Here is a 1,848-nt window from a genome sequence, read left to right as displayed (position 1 = left end):
GCAAATATATAAGAAATTTATTTGGAATATATAAGAAGTTTATTTGGATTATTATGCAATTCTTTTAATGGTAATAAATCCTTTTATAATAATAAGTTTATGAAAGATTTATTTGAATCGATGATGGAGTATGAAAAGTTATCTTCGGAGATAATAGAAAAAAATAATAATTCATTTGTTATTAACAATAATAAAAAATGTCAGGCGTTAAATAAATTATTATCTTCTCAATTTTGTATTGAAGAATTTATGAATAAAAATAAAATTAGAGTTTAATGTTTATAATGTATTTATAAAAAATATTAAATACTATTAGTTAGCTAAATATAAAATAAAATTATTTTATATGTAAATTACCAATTTAACTTTAAACCACATAATCTGTTTTTAATTCTATAAAATCTAATAAATAAATCCATACTTGAATTTTAATATTATTGATATATAATTATAGAATATGGAAATAAACGATTCTACAAGAAGCGCCTTGATTAGAAAGGGCAACGAGTTATTTAATCAAAAAGATATTGACGGAGCTTATCGATGCTATATAACCGCTTCGTATTTTGGAGGAATAGAAAAAATAGCCGATTATTATAATTTTGATAAAAAAAATATTGTAAAAGCGATGCAATTATATAAATTTATTTTGAAAGAAGATTCCAATTTGGGCGGAAATATAAGAGCGAAAAAGAAATTGGATATTCTCGCTCAATCGGTTGTGAAAATTTTAAGAAAATGGCTTAAGGAAGACGAAACTTATAATAATTCGGATAAAAAAATAAATTCCGAAAATAATGATAATGTAGAAACTATTTAATTTGTTGAAAAAATTTTGATAAATAATTTTGACGAATAGGAGCTTCCCATAATGGAAAATAAGAATAAAAATAATAATTCAAAAAAGAAAAACGATAATTTAATCGAAAACGAACTTTTATCGTTATCTTCCAAATTTTCAAAAAACGACACTTTGGTTATAATATTGGCGGCGGGACATGGAAAGAGAATAAGAAGTTCGACTTCAAAAATGCTTCACACAATTTGGGGAATTCCGAGTATCGAAAGAGTTCGACTTGCGGCAAGCAACGGAATTCCAAAAAGCAATATTACAATCGTTGTCGGAATAAAGGCTTTGGATGTTGCAAACGCGGTTGGAAAACAGCCAAATACTATTTTTGCATATCAAGAATCTCAAATGGGAACGGGACATGCCGTTAAAATAGGACTCGAAAAAAGCGATTTGAAAAATATAAAATACTGCTATGTAATATTTGCCGATTTGGGACTCATAGACGCGAATACGATGAAAGAATTTAAAGAAGAATTCCTAAAATCAAAATCCGATATGATTGTAATGACCGCCTTATATGACGGACCGAAAGGAAGCAATTATTACGGAAGAATTTTAAGAAGCAGAGGACTCACTACCGAAGGAAAACCGAGCAAATATAAAAAATCGCAAGGAGAGGTTGTCGGCGTCATAGAATATAAAGATATTCTTTCTATGGGAGACGAAGATAAACTTTTTAAAACTTATAAAGATGAAAAATTTTCGTTTCATAAAGACGAATTACTTGAAGATTTTAACGAATATATAGTCGGAGTTTACGGATTCAAAACCGAGCCTTTGCTTAAATTAATTTCCGAATTAAAATCGGATAACGCTCAAAAAGAATTTTATTTATCCGATTTGATAGAAATGTTTTTGAATAACGATTTTTCTATTTCGACATATATTCCTAAAGACAATAAAGTAGTTTTGGGCTTCAACGATAAAACCGTTCTTAAAGAAATGGAATCTATTGCAAAATCGAAAGTGTATAATAAATTAAAAAATATAATCAC

The 1,848-nt window shown here is 27.4% G+C and carries 2 protein-coding genes and 1 pseudogene; all 3 read left to right on the top strand.

The features are described from left to right. Positions 1-99 precede the first annotated feature (99 nt). Positions 100-276 (top strand): hypothetical protein, encoded by a 177-nt coding sequence (locus EZH24_RS11090; protein ID WP_161976153.1) that lies wholly within the window; start codon positions 100-102, stop codon positions 274-276. A gap of 181 nt (positions 277-457) precedes the next feature. Continuing rightward, a pseudogene (locus EZH24_RS11085) lies at positions 458-796 on the top strand (hypothetical protein); the annotation flags it as partial. A gap of 75 nt (positions 797-871) precedes the next feature. Beyond that, the coding region (locus EZH24_RS11080) for an NTP transferase domain-containing protein (protein WP_153227236.1) at positions 872-1,848 on the top strand (977 nt) is incomplete at its 3' end.

Origin of the sequence: Brachyspira catarrhinii (assembly GCF_005518285.1) — a bacterium.
In the GTDB taxonomy this organism is placed as follows: Bacteria; Spirochaetota; Brachyspiria; order Brachyspirales; family Brachyspiraceae; genus Brachyspira; species Brachyspira catarrhinii.
This window is presented reverse-complemented; position numbering and strand designations above follow the sequence as displayed.